The following is a 15,115-nucleotide window of genomic DNA, read 5'->3' on the forward strand; positions in this document are numbered from 1 at the left end:
GCCCGGCGGCGGAATCGTGCCGCGTTGAGGGTTGTTCACGCCGCGTCCGTTGGGTTCGTCGGTCAACGCCCCGAAAGAAGTTCCCTGGGAACACATACGCGTATCAATCATGCGAACGAAGCCACTAGTCGGCATCAGCGCCGACAGAACGATGATCGGAGCGCATCCGTCGCACGTTGCCGGCGAGAAGTACATTGCCGCGATCGTGGACGGCTCGCAGGCGCTGGCAATGTTGCTGCCGGCGCTCGGCGAACGTCAGTCCGCCGATGACGTGCTCGCCACCGTCGACGGCCTGCTGTTTACCGGCAGCTATTCGAACGTCGAGCCGCGGCGCTACGGCGGCCATGCCAGCGCGCCGGGCACGCTCCACGACGCCGCACGCGATGCAACCACGCTGCCGCTCCTGCGCGCGGCGATCGCGGCGGGCGTGCCGGTGCTGGCCGTATGCCGGGGCTTTCAGGAAATGAACGTGGCGTTCGGCGGCACGTTGCATCAATGCGTTCAAGCGGTGGCGGGTTTGAACGACCACCGCGAGAACAAGCAAGACGAACTCGACGTGCAATACGCACCGTCGCATTCGATCACGCTCACACGAGGCGGCTTGTTGCAGCGCCTCGCGGGCGGCGCGAACGAGGCGCGTGTGAATTCGTTGCACGGCCAGGGCGTCGAGCGGCTGGGTGCGGGCCTCATGACCGAGGCCACCGCGCCGGACGGCTCGATCGAAGCGGCGAGCGTGAAGGACGCGCGCGCTTTCGCGCTGGGCGTGCAGTGGCACCCGGAGTGGCGGCACGCGAGCGACGCGCTTTCCACCGCGATCTTTCGTGAGTTCGGCGAAGCCTGCCGCGATCGAATGCGCACCAGGGCCGGCTATGGCGCGGCATCCGCCGCGACGCAAACCTGAGCCGGCCGCGCACTCAAACAGAGAGAAAAATCATGCATGACATCGACGATTTTCTGAAGAAGAACCACGTCACCGAAATCGAGGCGATCATTCCCGATATGGCCGGAATCGCGCGCGGCAAGATCATTCCGCGCAGCAAGTTCGAATCCGGCGAGTCCATGCGCTTGCCGCAGGCGGTGATGATCCAGACCGTCACAGGCGACTATCCTGACGACGGCACGCTCACCGGCGTCACCGACCCCGACATGGTGTGCGTTCCCGACGCCAGCACCATTCGCATGATTCCGTGGGCCGTCGATCCGACCGCCCAGGTGATTCACGATTGCGTTCACTTCGACGGCACGCCCGTCGCCATCTCGCCGCGCCGCGTGTTGCGCCGCGTGCTCGAACTGTACAAGGCCAAAGGCTGGACCCCCGTGATCGCGCCCGAGCTGGAGTTCTATCTGGTCGACATGAACAAGGACCCGGACTTGCCGCTGCAACCGCCAATCGGCCGTACTGGCCGTCCGGAAACCGGCCGCCAGTCCTATTCGATCGAGGCCGTCAACGAATTCGATCCGCTCTTCGAGGACATCTACGAGTACTGCGAGGTGCAAGAACTCGAAGTGGATACGCTGATTCACGAAGTGGGCGCGGCGCAGATGGAAATCAACTTCATGCACGGCGATCCGTTGAAACTCGCGGACAGCGTGTTCCTGTTCAAGCGCACGGTGCGCGAGGCCGCATTGCGCCACAAGATGTACGCCACGTTCATGGCGAAGCCGATGGAAAGCGAGCCGGGCTCGGCCATGCATATGCACCAAAGCCTCGTCGACGCGGACAGCGGCCACAACATGTTCACGGGTGCGGACGGCAAGCCGACCTCGCTTTTCACCAGCTATATCGCCGGCTTGCAGAAGTACACGCCCGCGCTGATGCCGATCTTCGCGCCGTACATCAACTCGTATCGGCGTCTGTCGCGCTTCATGGCCGCGCCGATCAATGTGGCGTGGGGTTACGACAACCGCACGGTGGGCTTCCGCATTCCGCATTCGGGCCCCGCTGCGCGCCGCATTGAGAACCGCATTCCCGGCGTGGACTGCAATCCGTATCTGGCGATTGCCGCAACGCTCGCTGCCGGCTATCTCGGCATGACGCAAAAGCTCGAAGCCACGGAGCCGCTTCTTAGCGACGGCTATGAATTGCCGTACCAGTTGCCGCGCAATCTCGAAGAAGGCCTGACGTTGATGGGCGCGTGCGAGCCGATTGCCGAAGTACTCGGCGAGAAGTTCGTCAATGCTTACCTGGCTTTGAAGGAAACCGAATACGAAGCGTTCTTCCGCGTGATCAGTTCGTGGGAACGCCGGCATTTGCTGCTGCACGTCTGAAGCTGTCGCAGAGGTAATGCAAACGCAAAACTACTGGAGTCTGTATGAGCTATAGAACAGAAGAAATCGCTTATGTGCAACCGGCAGTGCAGGCCACACAAGCCACGCAAGCCGCGCAGCGCAGCACCGCCGACTATCGCGCCCTCGACGCCGCGCATCACATCCATCCGTTTTCGGATATGGGAGCGTTGAATCGCAGCGGCAGCCGCGTGATCGTCAAGGCTCACGGCGTGTACCTATGGGATTCGGAAGGCAATAAGATCATCGACGGCATGGCCGGCTTGTGGTGCGTCAACGTCGGTTATGGCCGCAAGGAACTGGCGGATGCGGCGTACAGGCAAATGCTGGAACTGCCCTACTACAACACCTTCTTCAAGACCACGCACCCGCCTGTCATCGAACTGTCGGCATTGCTCGCGGAACTGGCGCCCGAACCGTTCAATCACTTCTTCTATTGCAACAGCGGCTCGGAAGGCAACGACACGGTATTGCGCATCGTCCATCAGTATTGGGCGGTGCAAGGCAAGCACGCGAAGAAGTTCGTGATCTCGCGCAAGAACGGTTATCACGGTTCGACGATCGCGGGCGGCACGCTCGGCGGCATGGGCTATATGCACGAGCAGATGCCCTCGAAGGTCGAGAATATCGTGCATATCGACCAGCCGTATTTCTTCGGCGAAGCGCAAGCCGATGTGACGCCGGAGGAATTCGCGCTCGCGCGCGCGCGGCAACTCGAAGCGAAGATCCTCGAAATCGGCGCGGACAAGGTGGCCGCGTTTATCGGTGAGCCTTTCCAGGGAGCGGGCGGCGTGATTTTCCCGGCCTCGACTTATTGGCCGGAAATTCAGCGCATTTGCCGCAAGTACGACATTCTGCTCGTCGCCGACGAAGTGATCGGCGGCTTTGGGCGAACGGGCGAATGGTTCGCGCACCAGCACTTCGGCTTCGAACCGGATGTCATCACGCTGGCCAAGGGCCTCACCAGCGGCTATGTACCGATGGGCGCGGTGGGCCTGCATGACCGCGTGGCGAAAGCGATCATCGAGAACGGCGACTTCAATCACGGGCTCACGTACTCGGGGCATCCGGTGGCCGCCGCGGTCGCCGTTGCCAACCTCAAGCTGCTGCGCGACGAGAAGATCGTCGAACGCGTGAAGCGCGAGACGGGTCCGTATTTCCAGAAGCAATTGCGCGACGCCTTCGCGAATCACCCGATCATCGGCGAGATTTCCGGCGCGGGTCTCGTGGCCGGTTTGCAACTCGCGGAACAGCCGGCAACGCGCAAACGCTTCGCCAACGGCGGCGACGTGGGCACCCTGTGCCGCGATTTCTGCTTCAACGGCAATCTGATCATGCGCGCCACCGGCGACCGGATGTTGCTGTCGCCGCCGCTCGTCATCGACAAGCACGAGATCGACGAAATCGTTTCGAAGGCGAAAAACGCCATCGACGCGACGGCGCAGCAACTCGGCATGGCGTAGCGGGTGTTCGTTCCGGCAAGGGATGATTTGCGGAGATGCCCTCGGCGGTTCATCTCATCTCGTCTCCACCGACACGAAACGGCGCGCGTTATTGCGCTGGATCAGCACCGCAATGGGTTTGCCCGCCTTGACTTCCAGCGTCGCCACTTGCTCCGGCGATTCGAGCAGCGTGCCATTGAACGACAGAACGACATCGCCGGGCTGGATGCCCGCGGCCGCGGCGGGCCCGCGAACCTCGTCCACCATCAGACCGACGCCGAGTCCGCTCGCGCGCCGCTCGCCCTCGCTCAGCGGATGCATGACCAGACCTAGGCGCTCCGTCAAGCTGACATCGTTTTGTCGCGCTTCGTTGGGTCGAACGCTCGGGCTTTCCCCCGCTGCGCCGATCATGACCGCCATGGTCATCGGCCTTCGATTGCGGATCAGCCGGAGTGTGGTTTTCGTGCCGGGCGGCAGCGCGGCGGCGGCATCGAGGAGTTCGGCGGAGCGCTCGATCGGCTTGTCGCCGAATTGCACGATGACGTCGCCGGGCTTGATGCCGATCGCGGCCGCCGTCGTGCCGGGCTCGACCGCATTGACCAACGCGCCTGCCGGCCGCTGCAGGCCGAAGGCCCCCGCCAGCCCCGCGCCGACGTCCTGCACCTCCACGCCCAGACCGCCCGAAGGCGTCTTGCGCTGGGTTTGCAACTGCGATCGCAGCTTGGCCGTCAGATTGATCGGGATCGCAAACGTCAGGCCGGACCGGTCCTGGTCCGGATACACCTGCACGGCGATGCCGACCACCTCGCCCGCACGGTTGAACAGCGGGCCGCCCGAATTGTCCGGGTTGACGGACACGTCCGTCTGAAAGAACGGAAAATTGCTGCCGTCCGGCAGCGTGCGGGACGTGGCGCTGACAATGCCCGCGGTAACGGTATTCTGGAAGCGGTCGGGCGAGCCGATCGTCAGCACGGGTTCGCCGGCGCGCACGCGCGACGAGTCGCCGAGTTTGACCGTCGGCAGCTTGGCGGCGTCGATCTGGATCAAGGCGACGTCGCTCTGGGCGTCGACAAGCAGCACCCTGGCCTTGAACTCGCGCCGGTCGATCAGCGTGACCGTCACTTCGTCGACTTGATCCACCACATGTGCCGTGGTCAGAATGAGGCCGTCGGCGCTAATGATGAACCCGGAACCGACACCCGATATCGCGCTCGGCGGACTGCCCTGAGACTCCTGCGCTTGCAACGGACGCTTGAAGAACGAAGCGAGCGGATCGTCGGGACCAAGCGCGGCGAAGGCCGGCGCCAGCGCTGGTTGGGCCGTCGCGCTGACCGAGCTGATATTCACGACGGCGGGCCCGTACCGCTCCACGAGCGCGGGAAAGTCGAGCGGCGCGGCGGCATTGGCCGGCGCAACCCGCCTCTCCTTCGCGAGCGGCGGCGCCGCGCCCGCGGCCATCGCCGTCGACTTCAGCCCCGGATAGCCGACGAGACACGCGGCTACCACGGCAACGCGGAATACGGTGCGGACAAGGGTCGGGTTAAACACAGCGCATCTCCCAGACGGCCGTCATGCCGGGCGCGTGAAACGCCGTTGGCTAACTGGCTTCGTGGACCCATTATTTCGTCAGCGGCAACCGGCAACTGTGATACAGCGCACCGATGAAATCGAAAACGGGAAAAGCCCAATGGCCGGCGCGCGAGCCGCGGCCACCGCCACGGCCGCGCGGCCGGCGCATGCGGTGCGAATGCCGATTCGCGGCACGCACCGCCACTTTCGAATCAAGCCGCGTGCCTGGTCGCTTCACTCGATCCCTTTACTATTAGCGACCGCCGACACCATACTGTCTTACTTATTCGATTCCGCTTTTGCAGAGGCGCCGATGAACGTCCAACTCACTCCCGACCTTGCGTCCAGATTCGCCAATGTCGCGCTCGCCCACCTCACGCGCGAATACCCCAACAAGCTCACTCATGCGCTGGCCGGTCCGCAAGACGTGCAGAGCCCACGTGCGCTGCATCCGATCTTTTACGGCAGCTACGACTGGCATTCGTGCGTGCACGGCTACTGGCTGATCCTGCATCTGCTCGACCGTTTTCCCGACCTGCCCGAAGCCACGCGCATCGTCGCGGTGGTCGACGAGCACTTCACCGAGGCGAACGTGGCCGGTGAGCTCGCGTATCTCACGCTGCCGCACAACCGCGGTTTCGAGCGGCCGTATGGCTGGGCCTGGCTGCTTGCGCTGAGCGCGCAACTGCACTCGCTGAAGCTCTCCGAAGCCGCGCGCTGGTCCAAGGCCTTCGCGCCGCTCACCCAACTCTTTGTCGAACGCTTCGAGGAGTTTCTGCCGAAAGCGACCTACCCGTTGCGCGTCGGCACGCATTTCAACATGGCGTTCGCGCTGGCGCTCACGCTGGATTTCGCGCGGCAAACCTCGCGTGATTCGCTCGAGGCATTGCTGGTCAATACGGCCGAGCGCTGGTTTCTGAACGATGTCGGCTGCCAGGCATGGGAGCCCGCCGGCGATGAATTTCTGTCGCCTTCGCTGATGGAAGCGGAGTTGATGCGGCGCATCTTGCCGCCCGCGCAATTCGTCGACTGGTTCAGTCGCTTTCTGCCGAACCTCGGCGCAAAGAAGCCCGCGACCTTATTCGAGCCCGTCACCGTGACGGATCGCAGCGACGGCAAGATTGCCCACCTCGACGGCCTCAATCTGAGCCGCGCGTGGTGCCAGCGCTCGCTGGCCCGCGCGCTGCCCGCCGGCGACATACGCCGCACGATCCTGTTCGATGCCGCCGAGCGTCATCTGCAAAGCGCGCTGCCGCACGTAGCCGGCGACTACATGGGTGAGCATTGGCTCGGCACATTCGCCACGCTGGCTTTGGAGGCTTGATCCCGGCCGGCTTCAACAGCCGGAATGATTCACGGTGAATGCAAAAGCGAGCGGCGCTTGCAGCGCGCAAATCGGGTTGCCTACTTGCCGATTCGCGCCGCAAGCGCCGCTTTTCCACTACCGCCTGAACCGCGAGCCGGTCATTCCAGAGGCTCGATGCGTTACTCCCCCGTCAGCTTTTTAGGCTTCGGCGGCGCCTTGACCTTGTTGTACTGGAAGGCGGGCGTGGCCTTCAAAGCGTCTTTGCTCGCGCCGGCCAGATAGAAGTTTCCCGAGCGGATATCGAGCGCGGCGATCGGCACGGCGACGTCATGCGAGGCCACACCGAGGAAGCCGCCAGCGGCGACGATCGCGGCGGACAGTGAGCCATCGGGTGCGACCACCAGATCGCGGATCGAGCCAATCTTCTCGTTCTGATCGTTGTACACCGCCTTGCCGAGAATGCTCTTCTTCACGCTCCAGCCGCTCAACAGCGCGGTGGATTGTTCGACCGTCACGCTCAACGGTTGCGTGCCGGCGACTTGCGCCTGTGCACTCAGGCTGGTTGCCGCCACCGCGACCACAACAACAAGTTTGCTCAACGTCATAGTGTTCTCTCCGTTCTTAATAGACTTGAAGACTTGACCGGCGCAACGATGTGCGCCGAAGGAACCGCTGCAAACGATCATACAGATTACGCAGCGCGCCTGCACCCAGCGTGGCCGAGCATGAACGCCCCGCCGAGCGCGCCATGCCCCGACACGCATGGCGGTAAAATTGCGCAAGGCGATAACGCCCGTTTAGAGGTGGCGGTTTGACTGAGCTTGAACAGGGTTTCATCTTGACCCGGCATTGGCGGGACACGCCCGCCGGCACCGAAGTGGATTTCTGGCTGGCAACGGACGGCGGGCCTCGTCACATCCGCTTGCGCCCGCAGCCTTCGGTGGCGTTCATTCCGGTTGAACATCGCGAGCGCGCGGAAACGGTCCTGCGCCGCGAAGCGCCGCTCGATCTGCGTCCACTCGACTTGCGCGACTTCCAGCATCGGCCGGTCATGGGCCTGTACTGCCCGCAGTATCGGCAATTGACCGGCTTCGAGAAACGCCTGAAGCAAGGCGGCGTCGACGTGTATGAAGCCGACATCTTTCCGCCCGAGCGCTACATGATGGAGCGCTTCATCACCGCGCCGGTATCGTTCGGCGGCGATTCGCAAGCTGGCGGGCTGCTCGTGAACGGCGAATTGAAGCCGGCTACCGGTTATCGCCCGTCCTTGAAGCTGGTCTCGCTCGACATCGAAACCAGTGCGCACGCCGAGCTTTATTCGATCGCGCTCGAAGGTTGCGGGCAGCGCCAGGTGTATATGCTCGGCCCGCCGAACGGCGACGCGAGCGCACTCGACTTCGAACTCGAATACTGCGAAACCCGCGCCCAGTTGCTCGAAAAGCTGAACCTGTGGCTGGAACGGCATGACCCCGATGCGATCATCGGCTGGAACCTCGTGCAGTTCGATCTGCGTGTGTTGCGGCAGCATGCCGAGCAATATGGCGTGCCGCTGCGGCTCGGACGCGGCGGCGCGGTGATGGAATGGCGGGAGCATGGCCTCAGACAAAACCATTTCTTTGCCGGCGCCGCGGGGCGCCTGATCATTGACGGCATCGAGGCGCTGCGCTCCGCAACATGGAGTTTTCCTTCGTTCAGCCTCGAATACGTCGCGCGTTCGGTGCTGGGCGAAGGTAAATCGATCGACAATCCGTATCAGCGCATGGATGAAATCCAGCGCCGTTTCGACGAGGACAAGCCCGCCCTCGCGCGGTACAACCTCAAGGATTGCGAGCTCGTCACGCGCATCTTCGCAAAGACCGAGTTGTTGCCGTTTCTGCTGGAACGGGCAACCGTGACCGGCTTGCCGGCGGATCGCAGCGGCGGATCGGTCGCGGCATTCACGCATCTGTACATGCCGCGCATGCATCGGCAAGGCTATGTCGCGCCGAATCTCGGCGACGTGGCCGGCGCCGCGAGTCCAGGCGGCTTCGTGATGGATTCGCGGCCCGGTCTCTACGATTCGGTGCTGGTGCTCGACTACAAGAGCCTGTATCCGTCCATCATCCGCACGTTTCTGATCGACCCCGTGGGCCTCGTGGAAGGCATGCTCGATCCCGGCGACGATCGCTCGGTGCCGGGCTTTCTCGGTGCGCGTTTTTCGCGCACTCGCCATTGCTTGCCGTCGATCGTCGGTCAAGTCTGGCAAGGGCGCGAAGCCGCCAAGCGCGAGCAGAACAAACCGCTTTCGCAGGCGCTGAAGATCATCATGAACGCCTTTTATGGCGTGCTCGGCTCCACCGGTTGCCGCTTCTTCGATCCGCGCCTCGCGTCGTCGATCACCATGCGCGGCCATGAAATCATGCACGCCACGCGCGAGCTGATTCAGGCCCAAGGCTACGAGGTGATTTACGGCGACACCGATTCCACTTTCGTGTGGTTGAAACACGCGCACAGCGAGGAAGACGCCGGCCGCATCGGCCGCGCGATCGTCGAGCATGTCAACGCGTGGTGGCGGCAGACTCTGCGGGAACGCTTCGGGCTCGACAGCGCGCTCGAACTGCAATTCGAGCGGCACTACAAGCGCTTCTTCATGCCGACGATTCGCGGCGCCGAGGAAGGCAGCAAGAAACGCTATGCGGGGCTGACCGTTGCGCCGGACGGCAGCGAGGACATCGTCTACAAAGGACTCGAAACCGTGCGCACCGACTGGACGCCGCTCGCGCAGCGGTTTCAGCAGGAGCTCTATCGGCGCATTTTCACGCAACAGCCGTATCAGGATTACGTACGCGACTACGTGCGCGATACGCTCGAAGGCAAACTCGACGACCAGCTCGTGTATCGCAAGCAGGTGCGCCGGCCGCTCGGCGATTACGAGCGCAACGTGCCGCCGCACGTGCGCGCGGCGCGCGTGGCCGACGAGTTCAATCGGCGCCAGGGGCGGCCGCTGCAATATCAGAACGGCGGCTGGATCAGCTACGTGATGACGATCGCCGGGCCGGAGCCGCTCGAAACGCTGCGCTCCGCGATCGATTACGAACACTATCTGACGCGGCAATTGCAACCCGTCGCCGATGCGATTCTGCCCCTGCTGCGCGACAACTTCATCACGCTGATGAGCGGTCAGAAACAACTGTTCTGACGTCGAGCTTCACGAAGCCGAATACCCGGGCTCATAAGCGATCGCCATCCTGTCCGGACGCGCCCGTGCACCCGGCGTAGAATCCATGCGGGACTCGTCACCGCTCCAGGCGGCGGCGAGCCCGAACCCCATCAACCACGCATGATCCCCGCGACCCGCGGTTCAAAGCGCGAGGCGTTCATGCTGGCGCGCGCCAGTTCGACTGGTGCGCCAGGAGACATGACCATGGCAAAGCTCGTCGCGCTCTATAAAACTCCGGCCAACGCGGAAGCGTTCGACGCTCACTATTACTCGACCCACGTGCCGCTCGCGAAACAGTTGCCCGGCTTGCGGCGCTATGAAGTCAGCACCGGACCGGTCGGCACGCCGCAGGGCGCTTCGCCCTATCATCTCGCCGCGATCCTGAGCTTCGATTCGCTCGAAGCGTTGAAGCAAGGACTCGGTTCTCCGCAAGGCCAGGCGACGGCGGGAGACCTGGCGAATTTTGCTCAAGCCGGCGTCGAACTGCTGCTTTTCGATACCAAAGAGGTCTGATCCCGCCGCGCGGCACGCGTCGCGCTACGGTCGCGTCCGATTGCTTCAGGTCACTTCGCTTGAGGGAAGCCGAGCGCGTCGGCCTTCGTTCTCAGTTCCGAGAAGCGGCCGCCCGCGGGACTCATTGCCGTATCAGGAGCCGTGCTGGCGCCCGGCGTGACCTGGCTCCTGTCCAGTTGCGCGATGCCCGTCGTGCCCGAACTCGCAATATTCGCGCAAGCCGCGCCGAATGTGCCTTGCGTCACCGCGATCGCCGGCGCGTCGGTGCGCGCCGCGTCCGTCAGATTCAATGCATAAGCGAGGTTGAACGTCGTGGCGTCGCTCGCTCGCACGCCGAGCGGATCGAGGCCGAAGCGCCAGGCGAGCAACTGGTGAATGGAGCTGGGATCGAACGGATAGCGCGAGACGTTGTTCGCGCGCACGCGCGGTCCGAGCAGCATGCACGGCACGCGAAAGCCGAGACGGCCGTCGTTGCCGAGCGCGCGCTCCGCCGCCGACACCGGCTTGACGGGCGGCGCCACATGCTCCATGAAACCGCCCCACTCGTCATAGACGATGATCATGAGCGTCCTGCTCCAGTTCGGGCTCGTGCGCAGCGCGTCGTAGATCTGGCCCAGCAGCACCTGGCCGTTGCGCACGTCGGCATGCGGATGGTCGTCGTTCGAGGTGCCCTGCGCTTCGCCGCCGAACCTCGGATCGACCATGCAGAACGACGGCAACGTGCCCGCGGCGGCGTCGGAGAGAAAGTCGGCGATCAGCTTCGAGCGGCCGACGTAGCGCGTGCCGTACAGCGCGGTGAACGGCACGTCGTGGAAATAGTAGGTGGATGAAACGTTCTTCGCGTCGAGGCGGTCCCAGATGGTCGGCAAGGTTGACGTGTCCTGCGTGTCCGAAAGACGGTCCGTTTCGCCGCTGTGCAGATAGAGGCGGTTCGGAAAGGTATCGCTGAGAATGCCGCTCATGTAGTAGTCGCACACGGTGTATTGCGTCACCGCGCCGCGATAGAAGTCGAGATCCGCCGACTGGAAATAGCCGATCGGCAACAGGTCGCCGCGCGTGAGGCTGGTTGCCGGCGTCAGCAGAAAGCCGTTCATCGCGCCGTTGGCGAGATGCACGCGCCCGGCGTCGTAGGCGTGATTCGGGTCCGCGAATGCGCAGCCCTGGAAGCCATACGCCGGGTTCGCGGTAAGCGCGAACGGCGCATGCGCTTCGCCGAATGCATCGACGAAGGTGCGCCCGGTCTGCGCGCTTTCGGCATTCGGCACCCAACCCATCAGATGGTCGAACGAGCGGTTTTCCATGGTGACGAGCACGACGTGATCGATGCCCGACGTCGCCGGATCCGGCAACGCGGGGCGCGGCAGATTCGCGCGATCCGGCGGAATCGCGCCCACCACGGGAGGGGTTCCCGATCCGGAGCCGCCGCCATGACTGCCCCCTCCGCACGCCGATAGCGCGATGGAACCGGCCAGCGCGGCGAGCATTCTCCGACGCGCCAGGTCGGGCGGATTCGTAGGATGATGAGCCATGATCTTGTCTCCGTTGGTTATTGGAACGAATCCGCCGGGGTCTTGTGCCGCCTGGCGATTCATGCCCCAAGGGAGCAATTAGTGTTCCCCGCCTCGTTCAGCGGCGACGGCGCGGATGCGGCAGCGCGTCGAGCTGACGCAAGATGCGCCCGGGCGCACTCGCGACGCTCCGCATTTGCTGGGGGAAGAAACGGTTTTCTGCTACAACGTCAAAGCACTTTCGCACCGTTCCTGACCAACGCAAATGAACAAACGTCAATTTCTAGCCGGCGCCGCCGTGCTTGGCGCAAGCGCCGCGCCCGCGTTCGGCAACCAGCATGTCCATGACGAAGCATCCGCGGCGTCGCCCGTCATCCTGACGATCAGCGGCGCGATCAAGCGCCACAATCGCGGCGCGCTCGATCCCGCATTCGATCAGTTGCTGGCGAAGCATCAGGTGAAGTTTTCGCAAGCGTACAACGTCGATCTTCCTCTGTTGGCGAGCATGCCGGCCGTGACGATCCAGCCCACCACCGAATACGATGCCCGGCCGCATAGGTTGAGCGGTCCGTTGTTGACCACGTTGCTGGAACACGTCGGCGCGCCCGGCGCGGGTGGAACGCAAATCCTGTTGCATGCGGTGGACGGCTACGCCGTGATGACGACGCTCGATAAAGTGCGCGCTTATCGCTTCGTCGTGGCGACGCATATGGACGGGAAGCCGCTGCCGCTCGGCGGCATGGGGCCGCTCTGGGCCGCCTATGATGCGGATCACATTCCCGAGTTGTCCGGCAAGCCGCTGAAGGAGCGCTTCGAGTTGTCGCCCTGGGGGCTTTATCACGTGCAGGTGATTGCGGGGTGAGGTTCGATTGGGGGATACGGAATCAATCCGCTCGTGCTTTATCGGAACGTTAGCGGAAATATCGAGCTTGGCCGCTATCCCCCATCGGTCTGGACTTCGATCACCCCGCGAGCTAATCACCGAGTGTTGTCCTCGATGGGCGCGTTCGTCCATATCATGCAAAATAGCCGCATTCTAAAATGCTGAGGATGGCTCGTGGGCGTCAACTTCGATCTGAACGATTTGCAGGCGTTTCGAGCCGTCGTGGAGTTGGGCAGCTTCCGCAAGGCAGCGGAGGCGGTCAACATATCGCAGCCGGCGCTGAGCCGGCGCATCGAGAAGCTCGAAGCGGCGCTCGGCGTGCGGCTCTTCGAGCGGACCACTCGCAGCGTGACGCTCACCACCGTAGGTCGCGTGTTCGCCCCAAGCGCGGAACAGCTTCTCGACGATCTCGACGTCGCGTTGCTCGGCATCCGCGACGTGTCTACCAGCCGCCTCGGTCACGTGACCATCGCGTGCGTGCCGTCGGTTGCCTACTATTTCCTGCCGAGCGTCATTGCCGCCTATCACAGCCGCTATCCGCGAATCCGGGTCAAACTGCTCGACTCGAGCGCCAACGAAGTGCTCGGCTCGGTCATCAGCGGTGAAGCCGATTTCGGCGTGAGCTTCATGGGCAGCCAGGAATCCGAGGTCGAGTTCAAGGTCCTGCTGCAGGAACGGTTCGTCGCCGCATGCCGCCGCGATCATCCGCTGGCCCGAAAGACACGTGTGTCCTGGAGCGAGCTTTATGAGCACGAATACGTTTCCGTCGACAAGACTTCCGGCAACCGCCTGCTGCTCGATCAGGCGTTGACCAACGTGGCGCCGGCCGTGCCGAGCGTCTGCGAGACTCGCCACGTCACCACCCTGCTCGGCCTGATCGAAGCGGGACTCGGGGTGGCGGCCGTGCCTTCAATGGCGATGCCCATGCGCGACCATCCGATTCTCACCAGCGTCCCGCTCGTCGATCCGGTCGTGACGAGGCGAGTCGGCATCGTCAGGCGCCGGGGACGCCCCCTCGCGCCGGCCGCGCAGCAGTTCTACCAGACGATCCTCGACACGAAGCGCAGCGGCACGGCCGGTGCGGCGAAGAAGACCCCGAAATGACACTGCCAAGGCCCTTCAGGCTGCTTTATGTTCAGGTTCTGCTTGGAATGGCGCTCGGCATGACTGTCGGCCACTTCTGGCCGCAGGTCGGCGCGTCGCTGAAACCGCTCAGCGACGCGTTCGTCGCGCTGGTGCGCATGATGATCGCGCCAATCGTCTTCTGCACGATCGTCACCGGCATCACGTCGCTTGCGAGCGGCTCGAAGATCGGCCGGACCATCCTGAAAGCGCTGGCGTTGTTCTACTTTCTCACCATCGTTGCACTCGTCCTGGGGCTCGCGACCGCGTTCGCGCTGCGTCCGGGCGCGGGACTGCATATCGACCCACATCATCTGGACACCGCCATCCTCGCGCAATATTCGACTCGCACGCAGTCGCACGGACTCGTCGAATTCGCGCTGCAGGTGATTCCGGAGACGCTCGTCGGCGCCTTCGAGAAAGGCGAGGTGCTGCCGGTCTTGCTGCTCGCCCTTCTGTTCGGCTTCGCATTGAACGCCAGCGGAGACGGCGGCCGACGGGTACAGGAATTCATCGACGGCATCGCCCATGCGCTGTTCCGCATCCTCGCGCTGATCATGCGGCTCGCGCCGGCCGGGGCATTCGGCGCGATGGCGTTCACGGTGGGCCGTTTCGGCATCCGTTCGATTGGCTCGCTCGGCATGCTGATGGTGTCGTTCTATGCGGCGTGCCTGCTGTTCGTCGTGTGCGTGCTCGGTCCGCTCGCACGCCTGCACGGCTTCTCGCTTTGGCGGCTGCTGCGCTACATTCGCGAGGAACTCGTCATCGTGCTCGCGACGTCGTCGACCGAACCGGTGCTGCCGCGCCTCATCGTCAAGCTCGAAGCGCTTGGCTGCAACAAGGGCATCGTGGGTCTCGTGCTGCCGGCCGGCTATTCCTTCAATCTCGACGGCACGGCGATCTACCTGACGCTCGCCTCGATGTTCATCGCGCAAGCGTGCGATGTGCACCTCTCGGGCGGCCAGATCGCGACGATGCTCGCGGTCATGCTGCTCACGTCGAAGGGCGCGGCGGGCGTATCGGGCAGCGGCCTGGTTGCGCTCGTCGCGACGCTCGCCGTCATTCCCGATCTGCCGGTTGCAAGCGTCGCGCTGCTGGTCGGCATCGATCGCTTCATGTCCGAGGCGCGCGCCCTGACGAGCGTGATCAGCAACGCCTGCGCGGTGATCTTCGTATCGATGTGGGAGCGCGCCTGCGACCGAACGCGCCTGAAGAACGCCTTGAGCCTGGCCCATGAGCCAGAAGAACCCTTCGATCAGCCCGCCGACCTGCCGGTTTGAATCGTTG

Annotated in this window: 12 protein-coding genes; 9 read left to right on the plus strand and 3 right to left on the minus strand. The window is 63.7% G+C overall.

From position 1 onward, the window contains the following. Positions 1 to 109: 109 nt before the first annotated feature. From ACTJLC_RS05660 to ACTJLC_RS05670, 3 genes are read left to right on the plus strand one after another with little or no spacing between them, the layout of a single operon-like run. A complete protein-coding gene (locus ACTJLC_RS05660) occupies positions 110 to 901 on the plus strand; it encodes a gamma-glutamyl-gamma-aminobutyrate hydrolase family protein (protein ID WP_440843314.1) in 792 nt (263 codons plus the stop codon). A gap of 32 nt (positions 902 to 933) precedes the next feature. Next, entirely contained in the window at positions 934 to 2,268 is a 1,335-nt protein-coding gene (locus ACTJLC_RS05665; protein WP_440843315.1) for a glutamine synthetase family protein, read from the plus strand. Between the two features lie 44 nt (positions 2,269 to 2,312). Then, entirely contained in the window at positions 2,313 to 3,749 is a 1,437-nt protein-coding gene (locus ACTJLC_RS05670; RefSeq protein ID WP_083080987.1) for an aspartate aminotransferase family protein, read from the plus strand. Between the two features lie 54 nt (positions 3,750 to 3,803). On the opposite strand, the gene ACTJLC_RS05675 is transcribed toward ACTJLC_RS05670, so the two are convergent. Continuing rightward, the gene (locus tag ACTJLC_RS05675) at positions 3,804 to 5,276 is read right to left on the minus strand and encodes a trypsin-like peptidase domain-containing protein (RefSeq protein ID WP_374709828.1); all 1,473 of its coding nucleotides are present in this window, start codon (positions 5,274 to 5,276) and stop codon (positions 3,804 to 3,806) included. Positions 5,277 to 5,610: 334 nt separating this feature from the next. Here ACTJLC_RS05675 and ACTJLC_RS05680 point away from each other — a divergent pair, with 334 nt between their 5' ends. Beyond that, a complete protein-coding gene (locus tag ACTJLC_RS05680; protein WP_083080989.1) occupies positions 5,611 to 6,621 on the plus strand; it encodes a DUF2891 domain-containing protein in 1,011 nt (336 codons plus the stop codon). A 161-nt stretch (positions 6,622 to 6,782) separates the two neighbouring features. On the opposite strand, the gene ACTJLC_RS05685 is transcribed toward ACTJLC_RS05680, so the two are convergent. Further along, positions 6,783 to 7,208: a PRC-barrel domain-containing protein gene (locus ACTJLC_RS05685; protein ID WP_073429238.1), complete on the minus strand. Its 426-nt coding sequence runs from the start codon at positions 7,206 to 7,208 to the stop codon at positions 6,783 to 6,785. Between the two features lie 206 nt (positions 7,209 to 7,414). Between ACTJLC_RS05685 and ACTJLC_RS05690 the strand changes: the two genes are divergently transcribed. Both ACTJLC_RS05690 and ACTJLC_RS05695 read left to right on the plus strand, forming a co-directional pair. Then, positions 7,415 to 9,781 (plus strand): DNA polymerase II, encoded by a 2,367-nt coding sequence (locus ACTJLC_RS05690; RefSeq protein WP_073429239.1) that lies wholly within the window; start codon positions 7,415 to 7,417, stop codon positions 9,779 to 9,781. 225 nt (positions 9,782 to 10,006) lie between these two features. Then, complete coding sequence (locus ACTJLC_RS05695; protein ID WP_073429240.1) at positions 10,007 to 10,315, plus strand: EthD family reductase; 309 nt, start codon at positions 10,007 to 10,009, stop codon at positions 10,313 to 10,315. A 50-nt stretch (positions 10,316 to 10,365) separates the two neighbouring features. On the opposite strand, the gene ACTJLC_RS05700 is transcribed toward ACTJLC_RS05695, so the two are convergent. Continuing rightward, positions 10,366 to 11,844: an alkaline phosphatase family protein gene (locus tag ACTJLC_RS05700; RefSeq protein WP_073429241.1), complete on the minus strand. Its 1,479-nt coding sequence runs from the start codon at positions 11,842 to 11,844 to the stop codon at positions 10,366 to 10,368. Between the two features lie 244 nt (positions 11,845 to 12,088). Here ACTJLC_RS05700 and ACTJLC_RS05705 point away from each other — a divergent pair, with 244 nt between their 5' ends. From ACTJLC_RS05705 to dctA, 3 genes are all read left to right on the plus strand, one after another. Then, positions 12,089 to 12,685 (plus strand): molybdopterin-dependent oxidoreductase, encoded by a 597-nt coding sequence (locus ACTJLC_RS05705; RefSeq protein ID WP_073429242.1) that lies wholly within the window; start codon positions 12,089 to 12,091, stop codon positions 12,683 to 12,685. 195 nt (positions 12,686 to 12,880) lie between these two features. Continuing rightward, complete coding sequence (locus ACTJLC_RS05710; protein ID WP_073429243.1) at positions 12,881 to 13,810, plus strand: LysR family transcriptional regulator; 930 nt, start codon at positions 12,881 to 12,883, stop codon at positions 13,808 to 13,810. Then, the gene (gene dctA / locus ACTJLC_RS05715; protein WP_073429244.1) at positions 13,807 to 15,108 is read left to right on the plus strand and encodes a C4-dicarboxylate transporter DctA; all 1,302 of its coding nucleotides are present in this window, start codon (positions 13,807 to 13,809) and stop codon (positions 15,106 to 15,108) included. The genes ACTJLC_RS05710 and dctA overlap by 4 nt, the downstream gene beginning before the upstream one ends. Positions 15,109 to 15,115: the final 7 nt, after the last annotated feature.

Origin of the sequence: Paraburkholderia sp. 22099, assembly GCF_052045835.1 — a bacterium.
GTDB classification, from domain to species: Bacteria; Pseudomonadota; Gammaproteobacteria; order Burkholderiales; family Burkholderiaceae; genus Paraburkholderia; species Paraburkholderia terricola.

What these genes read in the sequence shown, in the direction of transcription:
- ACTJLC_RS05660 (WP_440843314.1), top strand. Translation starts at nt 110, where the DNA reads ATGCGAACGAAGCCACTAGTCGGCATCAGCGCCGACAGAACGATGATC.
- ACTJLC_RS05665 (WP_440843315.1), top strand. Translation starts at nt 934, where the DNA reads ATGCATGACATCGACGATTTTCTGAAGAAGAACCACGTCACCGAAATC.
- ACTJLC_RS05670 (WP_083080987.1), top strand. Translation starts at nt 2,313, where the DNA reads ATGAGCTATAGAACAGAAGAAATCGCTTATGTGCAACCGGCAGTGCAG.
- ACTJLC_RS05680 (WP_083080989.1), top strand. Translation starts at nt 5,611, where the DNA reads ATGAACGTCCAACTCACTCCCGACCTTGCGTCCAGATTCGCCAATGTC.
- ACTJLC_RS05685 (WP_073429238.1), bottom strand. Translation starts at nt 7,208, where the DNA reads ATGACGTTGAGCAAACTTGTTGTTGTGGTCGCGGTGGCGGCAACCAGC.
- ACTJLC_RS05695 (WP_073429240.1), top strand. Translation starts at nt 10,007, where the DNA reads ATGGCAAAGCTCGTCGCGCTCTATAAAACTCCGGCCAACGCGGAAGCG.
- ACTJLC_RS05700 (WP_073429241.1), bottom strand. Translation starts at nt 11,844, where the DNA reads ATGGCTCATCATCCTACGAATCCGCCCGACCTGGCGCGTCGGAGAATG.
- ACTJLC_RS05705 (WP_073429242.1), top strand. Translation starts at nt 12,089, where the DNA reads ATGAACAAACGTCAATTTCTAGCCGGCGCCGCCGTGCTTGGCGCAAGC.
- dctA (WP_073429244.1), top strand. Translation starts at nt 13,807, where the DNA reads ATGACACTGCCAAGGCCCTTCAGGCTGCTTTATGTTCAGGTTCTGCTT.